We start from the raw sequence: 22,872 nt of genomic DNA on the forward strand, positions 1-22,872 counted from the left end.
CCCCACATCATGAACAAGGGGGTCATCATCTCCGGCATCGGGCACCTGAGCCTGATCCTCTGGCTCTTGTTCGGCGACTGGTTCTTCCAGCCCGACCATGCGCCCGAAGTTGCCGTGACCTCCGTCTCGCTGATGACCAGCGAGGAGTTCGACGCCATGACCGCGGCGGCCACCGCGCCGTCCGAGACCCCGCCGGAAGCCACGGCCGAGCCCGCGCAGCCCGCGCCGCCGCCCGAGGAGGCCGAGCCCGCGCCCGCGCCCGAGCCGGTGGCCGAGGAGCCTCCGCCGCCCGCGCCCGAGCCGCGCCCGGAACCCGCGCCCGCGCCCGCTCCCGATGCCGCCCCCACGGCGCCTGACATCGCGCCGGTTCCCGAGCCCGAGATCGCCGAGGCGCCCGAGCCGGTCGCGCCCCTGGCCGAGGTGGAACAGCCGATCCTCGTGCCGCAATCCTCCCCGCGGCCGAAGCCGAAGCCCGCGCCCCGCGTGGCGCCGACGCCCGCCGAGGCGCCGGAGCCGGAGGCCGAGGTCGCCGAGGTTCCGGAACCCGCGGTGACGCCGGATGCCGAGAAGCCGGCCGAGGAAAAGGTCGAGGAGAAGCCGCAGGCCGCGCCGCAGGAGGCCACGACCGAGATCGTGACCGAAGCGACCGAGACCGAGGAAGTGGCGCAGCTCGCCCCCACCAGCTCGACCCGGCCGAAGGTGCGCCCGAAGCGCGCCGCGGCACCCGAGCCGGCGGCCGAGGAAGAACCGAAGCCCGCTTCGGCCAGCCGCGACAGCGAGGAGAAGCCGGTCGACAAGCCCGCCGACAAACCGGCTGAAAAGCCGGCCGACAAGCCGTCGGAGAAGCCGGCCGAAAAGCCCGCCTCCAGGCCGGCCGAGACGGATGCCATCAACGATGCGCTGGCCGAGGCGATGGGCGGCGGCGAGGACGAGCCGTCCGAGAAGCCCTCGGCCCCGGCGCGGTCCGGTCCGCCGATGACCAGCGGCGAGAAGGATGCCTTCCGCGTCGCCGTGCAGCAGTGCTGGAACGTGGGCGCGCTGTCGACCGAGGCGCTGGCGACGACGGTGACGGTCGCGATGACCATGGGCCAGGACGGCAAGCCTGACGCGGGCTCGATCCGCATGATCGACTCGAGCGGCGGCAGCGACGCCGGCGCCCGGCAAGCCTTCGAGGCCGCGCGCCGTGCCGTCATCCGCTGCGGCGCCCGGGGCTTCCCGCTGCCGGCCGAGAAATACGACCAGTGGCGCGAGGTCGAGATGGTGTTCGATCCCAGCGGGATGCGGATGAAATGATCTCTCGGCCCCGCCATCCGCTTCCGGGCCCCTGCCCGGTCCAACCGAACCCGGAGAGCATGAGGACTCCATGACCCTGTTCAGAACCCTCGCCCCGATGGGCCTGGCCCTTGCCCTTCTGTTGCCTGCCGCCGCTCCGGCCGTGGCGCAGAACGGGCCGTTGCGCATCGAGATCACCGAAGGCGTGATCGAACCCTTGCCCTTCGCCATTCCCGACTTCGTGGCCGAGAACGGCGGCGCCTCGCAGCTTGCGCAGGACATCGCGCGCGTCATCGCCTCTGATCTGTCGGGCACCGGCCTCTTCCGCGAGATCCCCGCCTCGGCGCACATCAGCCGCGTCACGAGCTTCGACGCGCCCATCGCCTATGCCGACTGGAAGGCGATCAACGCTCAGGCGCTGCTGACCGGCTCGGTCTCGGCCTCGGGCGACCGGGTGGTGGTGAAGTTCCGGCTTCACGACGTCTTCTCCGACCAGCCGCTGGGCGAGGGTCTGCAGTTCGCCGGTTCCGCCTCGGGTTGGCGGCGCATGGCGCACAAGGTGGCCGACGTGGCCTACAGCCGGATCACCGGCGAGGGCGGCTATTTCGACAGCCGGGTGGTCTTCGTCTCGGAATCGGGGCCGAAGAACGCCCGCGCCAAGCGCCTTGCCGTGATGGATTACGATGGCGCCAACGTGCAGTACCTGACGGATTCCTCGTCCATCGTGCTTGCGCCGCGCTTCTCGCCGACCGGCGACCGTATCCTGTTCACCTCGTACTCGACCGGCTTCCCGCGGATCTACCTGATGAACGTAGGCTCGCTGGCGACCAAGGGGCTGGCCGAGCAGCCGGGCACCATGACCTTCGCCCCGCGCTTCGCGCCCGATGGGCGCACCGTGGCCTTCTCGTTGGAGCAGGGTGGCAACACCGACATCTATACCCTCGACACCGCGTCGGGCTCGCGCCGGCAGCTGACCAACGCGCCCTCGATCGAGACCGCGCCCAGCTACTCGCCCGATGGCAGCCAGATCGTCTTCGAAAGCGACCGCTCGGGCACGCAGCAGCTCTACATCATGTCCGCCGGCGGCGGCGAGCCGCGGCGGATCTCGAACGGCGCGGGCCGCTACGGCACGCCGGTCTGGTCGCCGCGCGGAGACCTCATCGCCTTTACCAAGCAGCATCAGGGCCGCTTCCACATCGGCGTGATGCGCACCGACGGCTCGGAAGAGCGGCTGCTCACCGCCTCGTTCCTCGACGAGGGCCCGACCTGGGCGCCGAACGGCCGCGTCCTGATGTTCACCCGCGAAGGCGCGGGGGCAGGCGGGCAGCCGGCGCTCTACTCGGTCGACATCTCGGGGCGCAACCTCAAGCGGGTGCCCTTGAGCGTGGCGGCCTCGGACCCGGCATGGTCGCCGCTTCTGCCCTGACATGACACGCCGGCCGCCGTTTCCCACGGCGGCCAAACCTGTTACCTTCGGCCGCACTGCGCCCGATCTGCGAAGGACAATCCGATGACCCATCTTCCGAAGGCTCTCGTTCTTCTGGCGGCCCTTGGCCTTGCCGCCTGCAACAACCCCGACCGCTATGGCGCAGGCGGGGCGGGCGGCGCCGGCATGGGCGGCGCGGGTGGCGCCGGCATGGGCGGCTATGGCGCGGGCGGCATCGACAGCCAGGGCCTCGGCGGGCCGAACGACCCGAGCTCGATCGCCTACTTCCAGCAGACGCTCGGTGACCGCGTGTTCTTCGCGGTGGACCAGAGCACGCTGTCGGACACGGCGCGCGCCACGCTCGACACCCAGTCGCAATGGCTCGCCTCGAACGCCGACTACGCCATCATCATCGAAGGCCACGCCGACGAGCAGGGCACGCGGGAATACAACCTTGCCCTCGGCGCCCGTCGCGCCTCGGCGGTGCAGGACTACCTGATCTCGAAGGGCGTCGCGCCCTCGCGCATGAAGACGGTGTCCTACGGCAAGGAGCGCCCCGTGGAGGTCTGCTCGACCGAGGAATGCTACGGCAAGAACCGGCGCGCGGTGACGGTGCTCTCGATGGGCGCGGGGGCCTGACCCGATGCGCCTGATCTGGGCCGCAGCGCTGGTGCTGGCGCCGCTCTCGGCGGCGGCGCAGGATCGGGCGCAGACGCTCGCCGACATCAAGGCCGAGCTGGGAACGCTTCAGGCCGAGTTCAACTCGCTCAAGCGCGAACTGGTCTCGACCGGGGCTGCGACCTCCGGCGCGGCCGGGGGTTCGGCGCTTCAGCGCATGGACGCGATGGAGGCGGCGCTGTCGCAGGTGACCGCCAAGGCCGAGGAGCTGGAGCTTCGGATCAACCGGGTTGTGGCGGACGGCACCAACCGGGTGGGCGATCTGGAGTTCCGGGTCTGCGAACTCGAGGAGGGCTGCGATATCGGTGCCCTCGGCGAAACCAAGCCGCTCGGCGGCGAGGCGCCGGCGGCGCCTGTGGCAACCCCTGCGCCGGCTCCGGCTGCCGATGCGGGTGGGGCGGAACTGGCCGTCTCCGAGAAAGCCGACTTCGACCGGGCCCAGGAGGTGCTCGGTCAAGGTGACTTTCGAACCGCCGCGGACCTCTTTAAGACCTTCGCCGAGACCTATACGGGTGGGCCCCTGACCTATGAAGCCCACTTCCTGCGCGGCGAGGCGCTGAGCCAGCTGGGCGAGACCGCGAACGCGGCCCGCGCCTATCTGGAGAGCTTCTCGGGCGCGCCGAACGGCCCGCGAGCGCCCGAGGCGCTGCTGAAGCTGGGCCGGGCGCTGGGCGACCTGAAGCAGACTCCCGAAGCCTGCGTGACGCTGGCCGAGGTCGGCACCCGCTTCCCCGGAAGCGCCCCGGCCCTTGAGGCGGCCACCGCCATGCAGGGCCTCGGCTGCAACTGATGCCGCTCTTGCAGCGGTTCCTGAACGGCCCGGGGCTCGCCGATGTGCATGCCCTGGGCCTTGCCGTTTCCGGGGGCGGCGACTCGATGGCGCTTCTCCACCTTGCGGCCGAGGCCGGGATTGCAGCGCGGGCGGTGACGGTCGATCACGGCCTGCGTCCCGAGGCTGCGCTGGAGGCTGCCGAGGTGGCCCGCGTCTGCGCGGGCCTCGGCGTGCCGCACGACATCCTGCGCTGGGAGGGGTGGGAGGGGCGCGGCAACCTGCAGGATCAGGCCCGCCGCGCGCGCTACCGGCTGATCGCCGATTGGGCGCGGGCCGAGGGGCTGGAGGCCGTGGCGCTCGGTCATACGCGCGACGACGTGGCCGAGACCTTCCTGATGCGGCTTGCGCGCGGGGCGGGCGTGGACGGCCTCGCGGCCATGCAGGCGCGGCGCCGGCACGAGGGGATGCTGTGGCTGCGGCCCCTGCTCGGCATCGGGCGCGAGGAGTTGCGCGACGAGTTGCGCCGGCGCGGCGCCGGCTGGGTCGAGGACCCGTCGAACGAGAACCCTGCCTTCGACCGGGCGCGGGTGCGGAAGGCGATGAAGGGTCTGGCAGGGATCGGCCTTGGCTCCGAGCGGCTGGCCGAGGTGGCGGGCCACCTTGCCGAGGTCCGCGACGCGCTTGACGTGCAGACGCGCGAGGCGGCGGGGCGGGTGCAGCGCCTCGACCGAGGGGACGTCCTTCTGGATCCTGCGGCGCTGGATCTTCCCGCCGAGGTGCTGCGACGTCTGCTGAGGCAGGCGATTCTATGGGTCGCCTCGGCGGAATACGGCCCGCGCGGCCCGGCGCTGGCGCAGGCCACCCGGCGGCTGGCCGAGGGGAAATCCGTGACGCTGCACGGCTGCCGGCTCGTCCGGCGCGCGGAGGGGCTGCGCATCTTCCGCGAATGGCAGGCGGTGCGGAGCCTCGTGGCCCCGGTGGGCGCGCGGTGGGACGGCCGGTGGTGCCTGACGGGCCCCGAGCGCGACAATCCGCCGGATGACAAGGGGTTGCGGATCCGGGCGTTGGGGCCGGATGGGCTTGCGCTCTGCCCGGACTGGCGCGGGACCGGGCTGCCGCGGGCAAGCCTTCTGGCCTCCCCTTCGGTCTGGCGGGACGATCGACTGGTGGCCGCCCCGCTGGCGGGCAAGGCCGCGGGCTGGAGCGCGGTTGCCGATCCGTTGCGAAACGACGATTTTCTTTCTCTACTATCGCATTGAACGCCCCGCGCTTATCTCTATCTTCAACGGCAAGACTGCGGGTTCCCCCGCGGCTAGACTCTGCAAGGAGACATTCGTGGGCAACGCGAGAAACATCGCATTCTGGGTGGTCCTGTTCCTGCTGATCCTGGCGCTGTTCAACCTGTTCAGCGGCGGCCAGACCACCAGCGGCTCGCGCACCATCTCCTATTCCGACTTCATCGGCCGCGTGGACAATGGCGAGGTCGCCTCGGTCACGCTGGATGGCGAACGGGTGATGGTGCGCGGCAAGGACGGCACGCAATACGTGGCGATCAAGCCGCAGGGCGAGGAGGTCACCGACCGCCTGATCGCGCAGGGCGTCGAGGTTCGCGCCGAGGCGCAGGAGCAGTCGGGCTTCTTCTCGCTCATCTCGCTCTGGCTGCCCTTCCTCGTGCTGATCGGCATCTGGATCTTCTTCATGAACCGGATGCAGGGCGGCGGGCGCGGCGGGGCCATGGGCTTCGGGAAGTCCCGCGCCAAGCTTCTGACCGAGAAGCAGGGGCGGGTGACCTTCGACGACGTGGCCGGCATCGACGAGGCCAAGGAGGAACTCGAGGAGATCGTCGAGTTCCTGCGCAACCCGCAGAAGTTCTCGCGTCTCGGCGGCAAGATCCCGAAGGGCGCGCTGCTCGTCGGCCCGCCCGGCACCGGCAAGACGCTTCTGGCACGCGCCATCGCGGGCGAGGCGGGCGTGCCGTTCTTCACCATCTCGGGTTCCGACTTCGTCGAGATGTTCGTGGGTGTGGGTGCCTCCCGTGTCCGTGACATGTTCGAGCAGGCCAAGAAGAACGCGCCCTGCATCGTCTTCATCGACGAGATCGACGCCGTGGGCCGCGCCCGTGGCGTGGGGATCGGCGGCGGCAACGACGAGCGCGAGCAGACGCTGAACCAGCTGCTGGTCGAAATGGATGGCTTCGAGGCGAACGAGGGCGTGATCATCGTCGCGGCGACCAACCGCAAGGACGTGCTTGACCCGGCGCTGCTGCGTCCCGGCCGCTTCGACCGCACGATCCATGTGCCGAACCCCGACATCAAGGGCCGCGAGAAGATCCTGTCGGTCCATGCCCGCAAGGTGCCGCTGGGGCCGAACGTCGACCTGCGACTGATCGCGCGCGGCACGCCGGGCTTCTCGGGCGCCGACCTGATGAACCTGGTGAACGAGGCGGCGCTGCTGGCTGCCCGCGTCGGCCGCCGCTTCGTCACGATGGAAGACTTCGAGAACGCCAAGGACAAGGTGATGATGGGCGCCGAGCGGCGCTCGATGGTCCTGACCGCCGACCAGAAGGAAAAGACCGCCTATCACGAAGCCGGTCACGCCATCGTCGGCATGAACCTGTCCAAGTGCGATCCGGTCTACAAGGCGACGATCATCCCGCGGGGCGGTGCGCTCGGCATGGTGGTCAGCCTGCCCGAGATGGACCGGCTGAACATGCACAAGGACGAGGGCAAGCAGAAGATCGCCATGACGATGGCCGGCAAGGCGGCCGAGATCATCAAGTATGGCGAGGAAGCGGTGTCCTCGGGTCCGGCGGGCGACATCCAGCAGGCCTCTGCCCTTGCCCGCGCCATGGTGATGCGCTGGGGCATGTCGGACGCGGTCGGCAACATCGACTATGCCGAGGCGCATGAGGGCTATCAGGGCAACACGGCCGGCTTCTCGGTCTCGGCCGAGACCAAGAAGCTGATCGAGGCCGAGGTGAAGCGCCTGATCGACGAAGGCTACCAGACGGCCTATCGCATCCTGACCGAGAAGTCCGAGGACTTCGAGCGTCTGGCCAAGGGTCTGCTGGAATACGAGACGCTGACCGGCGACCAGATCCGCCGCGTCATTGCCGGCGAGAAGATCGATGGCGACGACGATGCCGACCGGCCGGTGGGCGGCGGCTCGATCGCCGCGATCCCGAAGACCCGGCCGAAGGTCATCAAGGCCGACGGCGGCCTCGAGCCCTCTGTCTGAGCGCCATCCAATGCAGGACTGGAACCCCGAAACCTACGCAAGGTTTCGGGGTTTGCGTTTGCGCCCGGCGCTGGATCTTCTGGCTCAGGTCGGCGGTTTGCCACCCGGCGTGATCGTCGATCTGGGATGCGGCAACGGCGCCGTCGGAATGCCGCTTCGGACGCGGTGGCCCGAACGCCGGATCGTCGGGGTGGATGCCTCGCCCGCCATGATTGCCGAGGCCGCGCCCTCGGGCTGCTACGACGCCCTGACCCAAGCCGACATCGCTCTCTGGCAGCCGGAGGAGGCTGTCGCGCTGATCTTCTCCAACGCGGCCCTGCAATGGCTGCCGGATCACGCCGCGCTGATGCCCCGGCTGGCGACGTTTCTGCCGCCGGGGGGCGTGCTCGCCGTGCAGATGCCCCGGCAATACGGCGCGCCCTCGCACCGGTTCCTGCGCGACATCGCCGCCGGCATGTTCCCCGACCGGTTCGAGCCCGAGGATGCGCCTCCGGTCGCCCCGGCCCAGCACTACTGGCAGCAGCTTGCCCCCTTCGGCGAGGTGCAGGCCTGGGAGACCGAATATGTGCAGCACCTCGAGGCCTGGGCCGACGGCCATCCCGTCCGGCGCTTCACCGAGTCGACCGCGATGCGGCCGTTCCTTGCGCGGCTGACCGACGAAGAGGCCCGTGCCTTCATCGGAGCCTATGATTCCTGCCTCGCAGCCGCCTATCCGCTGCTTCCCGATGGCGGCACGCTGTTCCCGTTCCGCCGCTGCTTCTTCGTGCTGACATGCCGGCCCTGATCCCCACGGGCTTCACCGGCCGGATCACCTGGCTTGGCCTGGTGGTCGACCGCGCGGCGGCGCTGGAGGCGCGTGCCGTGACCGAACTCGCCCTTGGCTTCGGCGGGCCCGAAGGCGAGGCGCATGGCGGTCTTACCCGGCCGTCCTGCTCGCGCGTGACGGCGCAGTATCGGCGCGGCACCACGATCCGCAACACCCGCCAGGTCTCGATCCTCTCTGCCGAGGAGCTTGCGGTCATCGCCGCGGGGATGGGCCTTGCCGCGCTCGATCCCGCCCTTGTGGGTGCGACGATGGTGATCGAGGGCATCCCCGACTTCTCGCTCGTCCCGCCCTCGTCACGGTTGCAGGCCGAGGGCGGTGCGACGCTGGTGGTGGACATGCGCAACCGGCCCTGCACGCTTCCGGCAAAGCCCATCGAGGCGGTCCATCCCGGCGCGGGCGCAAGGTTCAAGCCGGCCGCGGTCGGGCGCCGCGGCGTCACCGCCTGGGTCGAGGCCGAAGGGGTGCTTCGGCTGGGCGCGGCCGTCCGCCTTCATATTCCGGAGCAGCCGGCCTGGCCGCATCTCGGGGCGGCCCGCACCAAGGGATGAGTGAATTCTGCTGGCCTGACGGGTCTTCCGCTTGCTAGCCAAGGGAAGAGGAAGGGGAGGCTTCATGACCACGGACATCGAGATCGCGCGTTCCGCCTGCAAGAAACCGATCCAGGAGATCGGCGCCCGGCTGGGCATCCCGGCCGGGGATCTGATCCCCTATGGCCACGACAAGGCCAAGGTCTCGCAGGGCTTCATCCGCAGCCTGAAGGACCGGCCCGACGGCCGGCTGATCCTCGTCACCGCGATCAACCCGACGCCCGCAGGCGAGGGCAAGACCACCACGACGGTCGGCCTCGGCGACGGGCTGAACCGGATCGGCAAGCGCGCGATCACCTGCATCCGCGAGGCCTCGCTGGGGCCCAACTTCGGCATGAAGGGCGGCGCGGCGGGCGGAGGCCGCTCGCAGGTTATCCCGATGGAGGACATGAACCTCCACTTCACCGGCGATTTCCACGCGATCACCTCGGCGCACAATCTGCTGGCCGCGATGATCGACAACCACATCTACTGGGGCAACGAACTGGGCCTCGATGCCCGCCGCATCACCTGGCGGCGGGTGATGGACATGAACGACCGCGCGCTGCGCGACATCGTGGTGAACCTCGGCGGCGTAGCGAACGGCTTTCCGCGCCAGACCGGCTTCGACATCACCGTGGCGTCGGAGGTCATGGCAATCCTCTGCCTCGCCGAGGATCTGGAGGATCTGGAGCGGCGGCTGGGCGGCATCGTCATAGGCTATCGCCGCGACCGCACGCCGGTCTTCTGCCGCGACCTGAAGGCCGATGGCGCGATGGCGGTGCTTCTGAAGGACGCGATGCAGCCGAACCTCGTCCAGACCGTCGAGAACAACCCGGCCTTCGTCCACGGCGGACCCTTCGCCAACATCGCGCATGGCTGCAATTCGGTGATCGCCACGCGCACCGCGCTGAAGCTGGCTGATTACGTGGTGACCGAGGCGGGCTTCGGTGCGGATCTGGGAGCCGAGAAGTTCTTCAACATCAAATGCCGCATCGCCGGGCTGAAGCCCGCGGCGGCCGTGGTGGTCGCCACGATCCGGGCGCTGAAGATGAACGGCGGCGTGGCGAAGGAGGATCTGGGCCGCGAGGATGTGGCGGCGGTCCGGCACGGCTGCCCGAACCTCGGGCGGCACATCTCGAACGTGAAGGGCTTCGGCGTGCCGGTCGTCGTGGCGATCAACCACTTCACCACCGATACCGAGGCCGAGATCGCGGCGGTCCGCGCCTACGTTGCGGCGCAGGGGGCAGAAGCGATCGTCTGCCGGCACTGGGCGGAAGGATCGGCCGGCATCGAGGATCTGGCGCACAAGGTGGTGCAACTCGCGGAGACGCCGTCGATGTTCGCGCCGCTCTATCCCGACGACATGCCGCTTTTCGAGAAGATGGAGACCGTCGCAAGGCGCATCTATCACGCACATGACGTGATTGCCGATCACACCATCCGCGACGAGTTGCGGGCGTGGGAGAAGGCCGGATACGGGGCGCTGCCGGTATGCATGGCGAAGACTCAGTACAGCTTCACCACCGATGCCGCGATCCGGGGCGCGCCCGAGGGGCATTCGGTCCCGGTGCGCGAGGTGCGGCTGTCCGCAGGGGCGGGCTTCGTGGTGGCGATCTGCGGCGAGATCCGCACCATGCCGGGCCTTCCACGCCAGCCTTCGGCCGAGGTGATCCGGCTGAACGGCGACGGACTGATCGAGGGGCTGTTCTAGGCGGTCGTTTCGCCCCCTTGACCTTGAATGGCCGGTGTCTGAAACGGGGACCGGACCCAGAAGCGAGGACCAAGGTGCGAGACCCGGAAGATTGCCACTCGATGGAAGACGTGCGCGCGATGATCGACGCGTTGGATGCGCAGCTCGTCGAGGCGCTGGCCCGCCGGGCCGGCTACATCGATCGCGCGGCCGAAATCAAGACGGTGGAGGGCCTGCCCGCGCGCATCGACGTGCGGGTCGAGGAGGTCGTGCGCAACGTGCGCGTCCGGGCGATGGCCGAGGGCCTCGACCCCGCCCTGATCGAGACGCTCTGGCGGATCCTGATCGACTGGTCGATCGCCCGCGAGGAAGAGGTTCTGGGGCCAGACGCCCCGAGGGAGGGGACGACGGAATGACGGCGAAGCGGATCGACGGCAAGGTCTTCGCGGCGAATGTGCGCGCGCAGGTGGCAGACCATGTGGCGCGGCTGAAGGCCGATCACGGCCTCACCCCGGGCCTTGCGGTCGTCCTCGTGGGCGAGGATCCGGCGAGCCAGGTCTATGTCGGCGCCAAGGGCAAGCAGACGGTCGAGGTCGGCATGGCCTCTTTCGAACATCGCCTGCCCGCCGACACCTCCGAGGCCGAGTTGCTGGCGCTGATCGACCGTCTGAACCGCGATCCGCAGGTTCACGGCATTCTCGTGCAGTTGCCGCTGCCGCCTCACCTTAACTCGGATCTGGTGATCAACGCGCTCGATCCGGCGAAGGACGTCGACGGCTTTCACATCTCGAACGTGGGGCGGCTCGGCACGGGGCAGAAGAGCATGGTGCCCTGCACGCCGCTCGGCTGCCTGATGATGCTGCGCGACCATCTGGGCAAGCTTTCCGGGCTGAACGCGGTGGTGGTCGGCCGGTCGAACATCGTCGGCAAGCCGATGGCGCAGCTGCTGCTGGGTGACAGCTGCACCGTCACCATCGCCCATTCGCGCACGAAGGATCTGGCGGCGGTCTGCCGCGGCGCCGACATCCTCGTGGCGGCGGTGGGGCGGCCCGAGATGATCACCGGCGACTACGTGAAGCCCGGCGCCACCGTCATCGACGTGGGCATCAACCGCATCGAGCGGGACGGCAAGACGAAGCTGGTGGGCGATGTCGAGTTTGCCTCGGCCTCGGAGGTCGCGGGCGCGATCACGCCGGTTCCGGGCGGGGTGGGGCCGATGACCATCGCCTGCCTGCTGGCCAACACCCTGACCGCCTGCTGTCGGGCGAACGGCCTGCCCGAGCCTCAGGGCCTGACCGCCTGATACGCGCGGAGCCTGCGTCACACGGCGGAGTTGAAAGGCCGCAGCCGGGCCTGTAGCCAAGGACCATTGGTTCAGGTCTTGGCGGAGGTTCATTTGTCCTTCTCGCGCCGTTATGCCGATTGTCTTTCTGACCCGCTGCCGTGGCTGACATGGGCAGTGCTTTCGACCGGACTGGCCGTCTCGGGGCCGTTCGGCAGCTACCAGCATTATCCCTTGCCCGAGCGGTTCCTGTTCTGGAGCGCGCTCGTCGCCCTGACCCTGACCCTCGGCCTTGCGCTTCGGATCTGGTTCGCGACGGCGGGCCTGCGCGAGTTGAAGCGCGGCGTCGGCCTCGCTCTGGCGGTCGCCGTCCTGCTGACGCTGCCGCTCTGGTGGCTGATGCGGCTTGCGCTGGGCGACGCACTCGCGCCAACTGTGGCCGAGGTCGCCCCCGCGCTGTTCTGCGCCGGGCTGGGACTGTCGGCGATCCGGCTGGGCCCGGCGAGCCCGGTCGCCAGCGGAGAGGCGCGCCTGCTGTACCGGATGGAGCCCGCGGCGCGGGGTGAACTGATCTCGATCACCGTGCGCGATCACTACGTCGACATCGTGACCAGCGCGGGCCCCTCGAGCCTGCTGATGCGGTTCTCGGACGCCATGGACGAGACGGAGGGCGTGCCCGGCGCGCAGGTGCATCGCTCGCACTGGGTGGCTTGGTCGGCGGTGACGGGAGTGGAGCGCGAGCCGGGCAAGCTGTTCCTCGTCCTGAAGGACGGCAGCCGGATCCCGGTCAGCCGCGCTCACCGTGCGAAGGTCGAGGAGCGCGGCCTGATCTGAGGCGCCATGCGCGGCATCGGCACGGGCAGCGCCCGGTGTCCGGTCAGGATCGCCAGCGCCCCCGGCCGCATCAGGGCGACAAGCGCCGGGTCGTGGCACCAGAGCCCGCCGGTATAGGCACCATAGGCCGGCAGGATCAGTCGGGACCCATCCAGCAGGAAGCAGGGACGGGCCTTGCCGGCCAGCGCGCATTTCGGGTGGTAGTGGCCGGAAACCTCGGCCTCGCCCGAAGCGATGTGGCGGAAGCTGAGCGCGCCCAGGGTGACCTCGGCCCGGTAGGTTCCGCCGCAATCCACGGGCGCGGGGTCGTGGTTACCGAGGATCCAGGTCCAGTCCCTCCCTGCCATCAGGCGGCGCAGCCAGAGCCGTTCGTCCTCGGGCAGCGCCTCCGCCGCCGCGCCATCGTCGAAGGAGTCGCCGAGGCACAGCACGGCGCCCGCACCCGTCGCCTCCAGATCGGCGTCGAGCCGCGTGAGCGTGGCGCGTGTCTCGTAGGGCGGCAGCAGCGTGCCCCCGCGCCGCGCCAGACGCTCGGACTTGCCGAGATGCAGGTCGGACACGCAGAGCAGCCGTTCCCCGGGCCACCAGAGCGCGCCCGAGGGCAGCGCCACCAGCGCCGCGCCGGCAAGGGTGAAGGAATGGCCGTTCATGGCCCGTTCCTGTCCGATCCGTCCGGCTTACGCAAGTCCCGCGGCGGCCATCAAGGCGGCCGCCTGTTCCTCCATCAGCCGGTGGCGGCCGGCCCCCTCGACCGGAACGCGCCCCATCTCGAGGAAGAGCGGCGCGGCCAAGGGCGTCACGCGCGACAGCCGGCGGCAGTCGATCCGGCTGCCGATCCGCGCCAGCATCTCCTCGATGCGGCCGAAGTCCACCAGACCGCGCTCGGCCTCCTCGCGGGTGATCTTCAGCAGCAGGTGGCCGGGATCGTGGCGCATCAGCGTGTCGTAAAGGATATCCGAGGAGAACGTCGCCTGCTTGCCGGTCCGCCTGCGGCCCATGTGCGTGCGCTCGATCAGCCCGGCGATGATGGCCGAGTTGCGGAACGTCCGCTTCATCACCGCATTGCCGGCAAGCCAGCCCTCCAGCCCCTCGCGCAGGCGCGCGGGGTCGAACAGCGGTGCAGGGTCCGTCACCGCATCCAGCCCCCAGATCAGCGTGGCATAGTCGGTGGCCACGAAGCCGAGCGGGGCAAGGCGTTCCTCCTCCATCCGCTTGGTGAGCAGGAGGCCGAGGGTCTGCTGCGCGTTCCGTCCGGCAAAGCCGTAGATGCACAGATGCTCGCGCCCGTCATGCGGAAAGCTTTCGACCAGCAGGCGGTCGCGGTCGGGGAGGCACGAGACCTCTCGCTGCAGGGCCAGCCAGTCGGCGGTGTGGCGCGGCAGGCCCGGCCAGTCCGGTTGTTGGAAAAGCTCAAGGATCCGGTGGGTAAGCAGGGTGGAGGTGGCGAATTTCGTTCCATTGAAGGTGGCCACCCGTGGATCGCGGCCGGGGTTGCGTGTGACCTCCACCGTCATTTCGTGCAGGCCCTCGTAGCGCACGACCTGACCGGCCATCAGGAAGGTGTCGCCGGGGGTGAGGGTGGCGGCGAAGCCTTCCTCGATCTCGCCCAGCGGAGCGCCGCCGCGGCCGCGCATCCGGACCTTCAGCACTTCGGTGTCGATGATGGTGCCGATGTTCATCCGGATCACCTGCGCCGTGCGCGGGTCGCGCAGTTGCCACCGCCCGTCGCGCAGCATGATCCGCTGCCAGCGGTCATAGGCGCGCAGCGCATAGCCACCCGTCGCCACGAAGTCGATGCAGGCGTCGAAGTCGGGGCGGGAGAGGCCGGCATAGGGGCTGGCGCTCGTCACCTCGGCGAAGAGGGCGTCCGCGTCGAACGGCCCGGCGGCGGCGGTGATCAGGATGTGCTGGCAGAGCACGTCGCGCGGTCCCGCCCCACGCGGTTCGCCGTCGAGCGTGTGGTCGCGCACGGCTTCCAGCGCGGCAAGGCATTCCACCACCTCGAAACGGTTGGCCGGCACCAGAAGCGCCTTGGAGGGCGCGTTGTAGCGGTGGTTCGCCCGACCGATGCGCTGGACGAGGCGCTTCACGTTCTTCGGCGCGCCCACCAGGATAACCAGATCGACGTCGCCCCAGTCGATGCCCAGATCGAGCGAGCCGGTGCAGACGATGGCGCGCAGCTCGCCCGCCACCATCGCCGCCTCGACCCGCTCGCGCTGTTCGCGCGACAGCGAGCCGTGGTGGATGCCGATGGGCAGGTCGTCCTCGTTCGCCAACCAGAGCGCGTGGAAGAACAGTTCCGCCTGTGCGCGGGTGTTGTGGAAGACAAGGGTGGTGCGGTGGCGGCGGATCTCGGCCAGCACCTCGGGGATGGCGTGGCGCCCGCCGCCGCCGGCCCAGGGCGGCGGGGCCTCGGTTTCCAGCATGGCGATGTCGGGATCTGGGCCGGGATCGGCCTCCAGCACCGCGCAGGGGCCGGGATGGCAGGCGAGGAACCGGGCGAGCGCGGGAGGATCCTCGACCGTGGCCGAGAGGCCCACGCGGCGCATGCCCGGCGCAAGGCGCTGGAGCCGGGCGAGGCACAGCATCAGCTGATCGCCCCGCTTCGACTCGGCCAGCGCGTGGATCTCGTCCACGATCACCCGCTTCAGGCCGGCGAAGATCCGCGGCGCATCCTCGTAGGACAGGAGCAGCGCGAGGCTTTCGGGCGTGGTCAGCAGGATGTGCGGCGGATCGGCGCGCTGGCGGCGGCGCGTGTGGCTGCCGGTGTCGCCGGTGCGGTCTTCGACCCGGATCGCGAGGCCCGTACCCTCGATCGGCGCGCGCAGGTTGCGGCGGATGTCGGCTGTCAGCGCCTTCAGCGGCGAAATGTAGAGCGTGTGCAAGCCCGGCGGTGGCTTCTGGCCGAGTTCGGCCAGCGTCGGCAGGAATCCTGCAAGCGTCTTGCCCCCGCCGGTGGGTGCGACCAGCAGCAGCGCCGGCTCCTCCGCACGGCGCAGCATCGCCTCCTGATGCGGATGGAGCGCCCATCCGCGCGAGGCGAACCAGTGCTCGAGGGGGGGCGGCAGGCGGGTCATCGGGCAAGGATAGGGCGCCCCCGGCAGTCGGGAAAGGGGCGGAATCCCCTTGCCCTCGGGTCGGGGCGGACCTAACCCTGCCGCATGAAGCTTCTCTTTCTTGGCGATGTGATGGGGCGCGCGGGACGCTCGGTGGTGGCGGAACGGCTGCCCGGGCTGCGCGCGGACTGGGGTCTCGATTTCGTCGTGGTGAACGGCGAGAACGCGTCGAGTGGCGCGGGGCTGACGGCCGACCACGCCAGGAAGCTGCTGGCGTCGGGCGCGGATTGCGTGACGCTGGGCGATCATGCCTTCGACCAGAAGGAGATGCTGCAATTCATCGAGACCGAACCGCGGATCGTCCGGCCGCTGAACTATGCCCGCAGCGCGCCGGGCAAGGGCGCGCGCGTCTTCAGCGTCGGCGGCCGAAAGGTGGTCGTGGTGCAGGCGCTGGGGCAGGTCTTCATGAAACGGCCCTTCGACGATCCGTTCTCGGCGGTGGACGGCGTGCTGAAGGGCTCGCCCCTTGGCGGGGCGGCGCAGGCCATCATCGTGGACATGCATTGCGAGGCCACGAGCGAGAAGATGGCGATGGGCCACTGGTGCGACGGACGGGCTAGCCTCGTCGTGGGCACCCACACGCACATTCCGACCGCCGATGCGCAGATCCTGAACGGCGGCACCGCCTATCTGACCGATGCCGGCATGTGCGGCGACTACGATTCGGTCATCGGCATGGAGAAGACCGAGCCTTTGCGCCGCTTCATCACCCAGATGCCCAAGGGCCGGTTCGAGCCGGCCTCGGGCCCGGCCACGCTGTCGGGCGTCTATGTCGAGACGGACGACCGGGCCGGCCTTGCCCTGCGCGTGGTTCCGGTGCGCGTGGGCGGACGCCTGCAGGAATCGCGCCCCTGAGGCGGCGGAACGCCGTTCCGGCCCGGGGCGGGAATCCGGACACCCGTTCCCCGTGACGGCGCCGCCGGCGCGACCGGCCGCTTTGATTGTCGGCCGCCGCGGCGTATCAATCCGCGAAACCTCGTCGGGAGAGATGATGTTCGGGCTGGAACTGCCGGATCCTCTGCAGGCCCAAGCGGCGCTTGCCATCGTTGCGGGAATGCTTGTCCTGTTCGTCCGCGAGACCTTCCCGGTCGAGGTCACGGCCGTCGCCGGGGCAGCGCTGATGCTGGCGCTGGGCATCCTGCCGCAGGACGATGCGCTGGACGTGCTGTCCAATCCCGCGCCCTGGACCATCGCGGGGCTCTTCATCCTCGCGGGGGCGCTGGTCCGGACGGGCACGCTGGACTGGGTGACGCAACTGGCCATCCGCCACGTGTCGGAAAGGCCGGTGCGCACGCTGGCGATCATGTCGGTGACCGTTCTGGGCATGTCCGCCTTCATCAACAACACCCCCGTCGTGGTGGTGATGATCCCGGTCTTCATGCAGATCGCCCGCGAGATGAAGGTGGCCCCGTCGAAGATCATGATCCCGCTCAGCTACCTGTCGATCTTCGGGGGCACGATCACGCTCATCGGCACGTCGACGAACCTTCTGGTCGATGGCGTGGCGCAGGAATCCGGGCTGGAGGCGTTCTCGATCTTCGAGATCACGCCGCTCGGGCTGATCATGGCGGCGCTGGGCGTCGGCTACCTGTGGCTCTTCGCCGGCCGGCTGCTGCCCGACCGCGACAGCCTGGGCATGATGCTGACCGACCGCAGCCGGATGAAGTTCTTCACCGAGGTGGCGGTGCCGGAAGGCTCGGCGCTGATCGGCCGCCGGGTCGAGGATGTGGACCTGTTCAGGCGCGAGAGCCTGCGCGTGATCGACGTGCTGCGCGGCGACGCGTCGTTGCGCCGGAACCTCGCCGAGGTCACGCTGGAGGCCGGTGACCGCATCGTGCTGCGCACCCCGATGTCGGAGGTGCTGAGCCTGCAGGCGAGCCGCGAGGTGCGGCTGGTGGACAAGCTGTCCTCGGTCCAGACCAACGTGGTCGAGGTGCTGATCACGCCCGGCTGCTTCATGGTCGGCCGGTCGCTGGGGGCGATGCGGCTCAGGCGGCGCTACGGCGTCTATGTGCTGGCCGTGCACCGCCGCAACCAGAACATCGGGCGCCAGCTGGACGACCTGGTGGTGCAGGTGGGCGACACGCTGCTGCTGGAAGGGGCGTCGGCGGATATCGAGCGGCTGGCCTCGGACATGCAGGTGGTCGATATCGCCAGACCCTCCGAACGGGCCTATCGCCGCGACCGCGCGCCGATCGTGCTGGGCGTCCTTGCGGCGGTCGTCGTGCTCTCGGCGCTTGACATTGCCCCGATCGTCATCCTGTCGCTCATGGGTGTCGCGGTGGTGCTGGTCTCGGGCTGCATCGATGCCGAAGAGGCCTTTGGCTATGTCGAGGGGCGGCTCCTGGCGCTCATCTTCGCGATGCTCGCGGTGGGCGCAGGGCTCGAGAACTCGGGCGCGGTGCGGATGATCGTCGACGCGGCGACGCCGCTGATGCAGGGGCTGCCGCCCTTCGCGCTGATCTTCGTCGTCTATTCGCTGACCTCGCTGATGACCGAGGTGGTAAGCAACAATGCCGTGGCGGTGATCCTGACGCCCATCGTCGTGGGCCTCGCGCTGTCGCTTGGCGTCGATCCGCGACCCTTCGTGGTGGCGGTGATGTTCGGTGCCTCGGCCAGTTTCGCCACGCCCATCGGCTACCAGACCAATACGCTGGTCTATGGCCCCGGCGGCTACCGCTTCACCGACTTCCTGCGCGTGGGTCTGCCGCTGAACCTTCTGATGATGGTGGCGATGAGCCTGCTGATCCCGCTGTTCTTCCCGTTCTGACTTGAGGCCGCGGGCTTGCGGCCCCCCGGGGCCGTGGGCTATAGGCGCCCCACATCAAAGGATCGGAGAGGGTCATGGCGGGCCATTCCAAATGGGCGAACATCCAGCATCGCAAGGGCAAGCAGGACAAGCTGCGCTCGAAGATGTTCTCGAAGCTGGCGAAGGAGATCACCGTCGCCGCCAAGATGGGTGACCCCGATCCCGACAAGAACCCGCGCCTGCGCCTTGCCGTGAAGGCGGCGAAGGCCGTGTCGATGCCCAAGGACGTGATCGAACGCGCGATCAAGAAGTCGCAGGGTGGCGATGCCGAGGATTACTCGGAAATCCGCTACGAGGGCTATGGCCCGAACGGCATCGCGATCATCGTCGAGACGATGACCGACAACGTGAACCGCACGGCCTCGAACGTGCGCAGCTACTTCACCAAGTTTGGCGGCAACCTCGGAACCACCGGCTCGGTCAGCTTCATGTTCGACCGGGTGGGCGAGATCACCTACAAGCCCGCCGCCGGCGATGCCGACACGGTGATGATGGCCGCGATCGAGGCCGGCGCGGACGATGTCGAATCGGACGAGGACGGCCACTGGATCTACTGCCCCGACACCAGCCTGAACGAGGTCAGCGAGGCGCTCGAGAAGGTTCTGGGTGAAAGCGAGGAAGCCAAGCTCGTCTGGAAGCCGCAGAACCGCACCAACGTCGACCTCGAGACCGCGACGAAGCTGATGAAGCTGATCGACGCGCTGGAAGAGGATGACGACGTGCAGACGGTCACCGCGAACTTCGACATCCCCGAGGACGTGGCGGCGAAGCTCGACGCCTGAGGGCGGAGGAGCGGGCGGGTCCGGCCGGGGGTCGGGCCCATCCTTGTGTCCCGCGCGACATGCGTTCGGCCGGTCCTCCGGTTCCGGGGCGATTTCCCGGCCGGTCGAGGCTATGGCGTGCCTGCACGCGCAGGGACCCCGGTAGCCCGGGCCGCGTCGCCGATACTCAGGGCCGCACGTTCCTGCACGCGCAGGTACGCCGGACCTGCCGGCCGGCCCCCGCGAAGGGCCGTCGACGGCGACCCGGCCCCGGCTGAACGGACCTTGCGGCGGCGGGACGGATCGGATTGACTGCCGGCCATGAGCGCCCATCCCGCCGATCCAAGCCGGACTCGCACGCTGGAGGGCGTGCTCTGGATGCTGGGGTCCGGCCTCAGCTTCGTGGGCGTGACGGGCATCGTCCGCTATCTCGGCCCCGAGATCCCGGCGGCGCAGGGCGCCTTCATCCGCTTTGCCTTCGGGGTGCTGTTCCTGCTGCCGACACTCCTGCCGGTGCTGCGGCAGGGATTCGCCCCGGGCACGCTGAGGCTCTATTCGTTGCGCGGCGCGTTCCATACCGCCGCCGTGATCTGCTGGTTCTACGCTATGGCGCGGATCCCGGTGGCCGAGGTGACGGCCATCGGCTACCTCAACCCGGTTCTCGTGACGGTCGGCGCGGCACTGTTCTTCGGCGAGCGGCTGGCGCTGCGGCGTGTGCTTGCGGTCGCCGTGGCGCTGGTGGGCGCGCTGGTGGTGCTGCGGCCCGGCCTGCGCGAGCTGTTGCCGGGGCATCTGTCGCAGCTTGCGGCGGCGGTGTTCTTCGCCTTCAGCTACCTGATGGCCCGCAGGCTTTCGGACCTCGCGGGGGCGGGGACGATCGTGGCGATGATGTCGCTGATGGTGACGGTCGGTCTTCTGCCGTTCGCGCTTCTGGTCTGGGTGCCGGTGGGGGCGGAACAGCTTCTGTGGCTGGCGCTGGTGGCGGCCTTCGCGACCTCCGGGCACTATTGCATGACCCGGGCCTTTTCGGCGGCCCCCCTGACCGTGACGCAGCCCGTCACCTTCCTGCAACTGGTCTGGGCCACGCTGCTCGGTGCGCTGGCCTTCGGGGAACCGGTCGATCCCTACGTGCTTCTGGGGGGCGGCATCATCATCGGCGCCATAAGCTACATCACCTGGCGCGAATCCGTCTTGCGGCGAAAGGCGAGCGGACCTGCGGTCGCAGATACCTAGAGTTGAATTTGACAGTCTGAAACGGGCCCGCTTAGACAGGCTCACGAGAGAAAGGACGCACTTTTCCATGAAGATCGCGATGATCGGCACAGGCTATGTGGGCCTCGTCTCGGGCGTCTGCTTTTCCGACTTCGGGCACGAGGTGGTCTGCGTCGACAAGGACCCCTCCAAGATCGCCAAGCTGAACGACGGCAAGGTGCCGATCTTCGAGCCGGGGCTGGATGCGCTGATGGCGCGCAACGTCGCCGCCGGCCGGCTCAGCTTCACGCTCGATCTGGCCGAGGCGATGCGCGGCGCCGAGGCGGTGTTCATCGCCGTGGGCACGCCCACGCGGCGCGGCGACGGCCATGCCGACCTGACCTATGTGATGGCCGCGGCCGAGGAGATCGCCCACGCGCTTGAACATTACGCGGTGGTGGTGACCAAATCGACCGTGCCGATCGGCACCAACCGCAAGGTGGCCGAGGTGATCCGCGGGGCCAATCCGGCCGCCGATTTCGACGTGGCCTCAAACCCCGAATTCCTGCGTGAAGGCGCGGCCATCGACGACTTCATGCGCCCGGACCGCGTGGTGGTGGGCGTGGAATCCGAGCGGGCGAAGCAGGTGATGGCCGACATCTACCGCCCGCTGTTCCTGCGCGACTTCCCGGTGGTCTATACCGGGCTGGAGAGCGCCGAGATGATCAAATATGCCGCGAACGCCTTCCTCGCGACGAAGATCACCTTCATCAACGAGATCGCCGCGCTTTGCGAACGGGTGGGTGCCGACATCAAGGCCGTGTCGAAGGGCATGGGCCTCGACGGGCGGATCGGCAACAAGTTCCTGCACGCCGGGCCGGGCTATGGCGGCTCGTGTTTCCCCAAGGATACCAAAGCGCTGGCGCGGATGGGGCAGGAACATGCCTCTCCCATCCAGATCGTCGAGACGGTCATCAAGGTCAATGACGAGATCAAGCGCCGCATGATCGAGAAGATCGAGGATCTCTGCGACGGCTCGTGCCGCGACAAGACCATCGCCGTCCTGGGCGTGACCTTCAAGCCCAACACCGACGACATGCGCGACGCGCCCTCGCTGACCATCGTGCCGGCGCTGATCGGGGCAGGGGCGAAGGTCCGCGTGGTCGACCCGCAGGGCCGGCACGAGGGCGAGACGCTGCTGCCCGGCGTCCGCTGGATGGAGGATGCCTATGCCGCGGCCGAGGGCGCCTCGGTGCTGGTGATCCTGACCGAATGGAACGAGTTCCGCGCGCTCGACCTGTCCCGGCTGGCCCGTGTCATGGCCGAGCCGAAGATGGCCGACCTGCGCAACGTCTATGCGCCGGCCGATGCGGCAAGGGCCGGCTTCACCACTTACGTCGGGGTCGGCCGCTAGGAGATGCGAATGGGTGATCGGGTTCTGGTGACGGGCGGCGCGGGCTATATCGGCTCGCACGCCTGCAAGGTGTTGAAGCGCGCGGGATTCGAGCCCGTCACCTTCGACAACCTGTCGACCGGCTGGGCGGGGGCGGTGAAGTTCGGCCCGCTCGCCTGCGGGGACCTGATGGACCGCGCCTCGATCGACGCGACGCTGGAGGAATGGAAGCCTGTCGCGGTGATGCATTTCGCGGCGCTCTCGCTGGTGGGCGAATCCATGCGCGATCCCGCGACCTACTGGCGGGTGAACGTGACCGGCGCGCTGAACCTGATCGAGGCGACGGTGGCGCATGGCATCCGCAACTTCGTCTTCTCCTCGACCTGCGCGACCTATGGCGATCAGGATGGCGTGGTGCTTGACGAGGATACGCCGCAGCGCCCGATCAACGCCTATGGCGCCTCGAAGCGCGCCATCGAGGAGATGCTGGCCAACTTCGGCGCTTCCTTCGGGCTCAATCACACGATCTTCCGCTATTTCAACGTGGCGGGCGCCGACCCCGAGGCCGAGATCGGCGAGCAGCACGAGCCCGAGACGCATCTGATCCCGCTGATGCTGGATGCTGTGGCGGGCAAGCGGCCGGCGCTGACCGTCTTCGGCACCGATTATCCGACGCATGACGGCACCTGCATCCGCGACTATGTGCACGTGATGGATCTGGCGCAGGCGCATGTGCTGGGGCTGAACCGGCTGCTCGACGGCGGGGCGAGCCGGGTGTTCTGCCTTGGCACCGGGCGCGGCTTCTCGGTCCGCGAGGTGATCGAGCATTCGCGCGCCGTCACCAACCGCGAGGTTCCCATCGTCTATGGCGACCGCCGGCCGGGCGACGCGACGGCGCTGGTCTGCGGCTCGGAACGCGCGGTGAAGGAGCTTGGGTGGGAGCCGGGCCTGTCGACCCTGCCGCACATGATCGCCGATGCCTGGCGCTGGCATCAGGCGCCGAAACACACATGAGG

General features: G+C 69.1%; 20 protein-coding genes. 18 read left to right on the plus strand and 2 right to left on the minus strand.

The genetic code is table 11. The features are described 5' to 3' along the window. The first annotated feature begins 9 nt into the window (after positions 1-9). The 12 genes from CK951_RS02760 (at position 10) to CK951_RS02815 (ending at position 12,586) form a co-directional block, all read left to right on the plus strand. Entirely contained in the window at positions 10-1,293 is a 1,284-nt protein-coding gene (locus tag CK951_RS02760; RefSeq protein WP_096784712.1) for a cell envelope biogenesis protein TolA, read from the plus strand. Between the two features lie 70 nt (positions 1,294-1,363). Further along, positions 1,364-2,698 (plus strand): Tol-Pal system beta propeller repeat protein TolB, encoded by a 1,335-nt coding sequence (tolB, locus tag CK951_RS02765; protein ID WP_096784713.1) that lies wholly within the window; start codon positions 1,364-1,366, stop codon positions 2,696-2,698. An 84-nt stretch (positions 2,699-2,782) separates the two neighbouring features. Further along, on the plus strand, positions 2,783-3,337 hold the full coding sequence (gene pal / locus CK951_RS02770; RefSeq protein ID WP_096784714.1) for a peptidoglycan-associated lipoprotein Pal: 555 nt from the start codon (positions 2,783-2,785) through the stop codon (positions 3,335-3,337). Positions 3,338-3,341: 4 nt separating this feature from the next. Beyond that, positions 3,342-4,166: a tol-pal system protein YbgF gene (ybgF, locus tag CK951_RS02775; protein ID WP_096784715.1), complete on the plus strand. Its 825-nt coding sequence runs from the start codon at positions 3,342-3,344 to the stop codon at positions 4,164-4,166. Further along, the gene (gene tilS, locus CK951_RS02780; RefSeq protein WP_096784716.1) at positions 4,166-5,407 is read left to right on the plus strand and encodes a tRNA lysidine(34) synthetase TilS; all 1,242 of its coding nucleotides are present in this window, start codon (positions 4,166-4,168) and stop codon (positions 5,405-5,407) included. Before ybgF ends, tilS begins: the two co-directional genes overlap by 1 nt. 76 nt (positions 5,408-5,483) lie before the next feature. Beyond that, positions 5,484-7,385, plus strand: coding sequence for an ATP-dependent zinc metalloprotease FtsH (gene ftsH / locus CK951_RS02785; RefSeq protein ID WP_096784717.1), 1,902 nt, complete (start codon positions 5,484-5,486; stop codon positions 7,383-7,385). A gap of 10 nt (positions 7,386-7,395) precedes the next feature. Further along, entirely contained in the window at positions 7,396-8,169 is a 774-nt protein-coding gene (locus CK951_RS02790; protein WP_269770510.1) for a methyltransferase domain-containing protein, read from the plus strand. After that, entirely contained in the window at positions 8,157-8,759 is a 603-nt protein-coding gene (locus CK951_RS02795; protein ID WP_096784718.1) for an MOSC domain-containing protein, read from the plus strand. The genes CK951_RS02790 and CK951_RS02795 overlap by 13 nt, the downstream gene beginning before the upstream one ends. 64 nt (positions 8,760-8,823) lie before the next feature. Continuing rightward, the gene (locus CK951_RS02800) at positions 8,824-10,491 is read left to right on the plus strand and encodes a formate--tetrahydrofolate ligase (RefSeq protein ID WP_096784719.1); all 1,668 of its coding nucleotides are present in this window, start codon (positions 8,824-8,826) and stop codon (positions 10,489-10,491) included. Positions 10,492-10,565: 74 nt separating this feature from the next. Beyond that, positions 10,566-10,886 carry a chorismate mutase gene (locus tag CK951_RS02805; RefSeq protein ID WP_096784720.1) on the plus strand — a complete coding sequence of 107 codons (321 nt, stop codon included), beginning with the start codon at positions 10,566-10,568 and terminating at the stop codon, positions 10,884-10,886. Then, the gene (gene folD / locus CK951_RS02810) at positions 10,883-11,773 is read left to right on the plus strand and encodes a bifunctional methylenetetrahydrofolate dehydrogenase/methenyltetrahydrofolate cyclohydrolase FolD (RefSeq protein WP_096784721.1); all 891 of its coding nucleotides are present in this window, start codon (positions 10,883-10,885) and stop codon (positions 11,771-11,773) included. The genes CK951_RS02805 and folD overlap by 4 nt, the downstream gene beginning before the upstream one ends. Before the next feature lie 156 nt (positions 11,774-11,929). Next, complete coding sequence (locus CK951_RS02815; protein ID WP_232520662.1) at positions 11,930-12,586, plus strand: LytTR family DNA-binding domain-containing protein; 657 nt, start codon at positions 11,930-11,932, stop codon at positions 12,584-12,586. Here the strand turns inward: CK951_RS02815 and pdeM are convergent. Both pdeM and CK951_RS02825 read right to left on the minus strand, forming a co-directional pair. Further along, positions 12,550-13,236 carry a ligase-associated DNA damage response endonuclease PdeM gene (gene pdeM / locus CK951_RS02820; protein ID WP_096784723.1) on the minus strand — a complete coding sequence of 229 codons (687 nt, stop codon included), beginning with the start codon at positions 13,234-13,236 and terminating at the stop codon, positions 12,550-12,552. The genes CK951_RS02815 and pdeM overlap by 37 nt on opposite strands. A 27-nt stretch (positions 13,237-13,263) precedes the next feature. Further along, the gene (locus tag CK951_RS02825) at positions 13,264-15,663 is read right to left on the minus strand and encodes a ligase-associated DNA damage response DEXH box helicase (protein ID WP_096784724.1); all 2,400 of its coding nucleotides are present in this window, start codon (positions 15,661-15,663) and stop codon (positions 13,264-13,266) included. An 84-nt stretch (positions 15,664-15,747) separates the two neighbouring features. On the opposite strand from CK951_RS02825, the gene CK951_RS02830 reads away from it, so the two are divergent. The 6 genes from CK951_RS02830 to galE all read left to right on the plus strand — a co-directional run bounded on the left by CK951_RS02830 (position 15,748) and on the right by galE (position 22,870). Continuing rightward, positions 15,748-16,557, plus strand: coding sequence for a TIGR00282 family metallophosphoesterase (locus tag CK951_RS02830; protein ID WP_096784725.1), 810 nt, complete (start codon positions 15,748-15,750; stop codon positions 16,555-16,557). A gap of 136 nt (positions 16,558-16,693) precedes the next feature. Further along, entirely contained in the window at positions 16,694-18,472 is a 1,779-nt protein-coding gene (locus CK951_RS02835; protein WP_198402386.1) for an SLC13 family permease, read from the plus strand. Between the two features lie 74 nt (positions 18,473-18,546). Further along, positions 18,547-19,293, plus strand: coding sequence for a YebC/PmpR family DNA-binding transcriptional regulator (locus CK951_RS02840; RefSeq protein ID WP_096784727.1), 747 nt, complete (start codon positions 18,547-18,549; stop codon positions 19,291-19,293). A 300-nt stretch (positions 19,294-19,593) separates the two neighbouring features. Continuing rightward, positions 19,594-20,505 (plus strand): DMT family transporter, encoded by a 912-nt coding sequence (locus tag CK951_RS02845; RefSeq protein ID WP_096784728.1) that lies wholly within the window; start codon positions 19,594-19,596, stop codon positions 20,503-20,505. Between the two features lie 67 nt (positions 20,506-20,572). Then, complete coding sequence (locus CK951_RS02850; protein ID WP_096784729.1) at positions 20,573-21,877, plus strand: UDP-glucose/GDP-mannose dehydrogenase family protein; 1,305 nt, start codon at positions 20,573-20,575, stop codon at positions 21,875-21,877. A 9-nt stretch (positions 21,878-21,886) separates the two neighbouring features. Beyond that, positions 21,887-22,870 (plus strand): UDP-glucose 4-epimerase GalE, encoded by a 984-nt coding sequence (galE, locus tag CK951_RS02855; protein ID WP_096784730.1) that lies wholly within the window; start codon positions 21,887-21,889, stop codon positions 22,868-22,870. Positions 22,871-22,872 lie beyond the last annotated feature (2 nt).

The organism is Rhodobacter sp. CZR27 (genome assembly GCF_002407205.1).
Lineage (GTDB): Bacteria > Pseudomonadota > Alphaproteobacteria > Rhodobacterales > Rhodobacteraceae > Cereibacter_A.